General features: G+C 45.8%; 1 pseudogene. It reads left to right on the forward strand.

What is annotated here, in order from left to right:
* Positions 1-284, forward strand: a pseudogene (locus HC175_RS23430) (3-hydroxyacyl-CoA dehydrogenase); the annotation flags it as partial.

Below are 284 nucleotides of genomic sequence, written 5' to 3' on the forward strand. Positions count from 1 at the left end.
CCTCAGCTTATGAAGCTTACGACCTCAACATCCTGCAGAAAGGAAAAGATATTGTGGTAGTGAATCCCGACCGTCAGCTGGCAATCGCGAAACAACATGCTTTGCTTATGGCAGAGAACGGATATACTAAACCTATCATGAGAACAGATATTAAGGTTTTGGGGCGTCAGGCACTGGGAGCTTTCTATGTAGGAACAGATCAAATGTTCGCCGGAAAATACATTAGCGAACACGATAAGAAGATCGCCAACAAACTGGCCTACGTGATGGCCGGAGGTGATCTT

The organism is Salinimicrobium oceani (assembly GCF_012037645.1).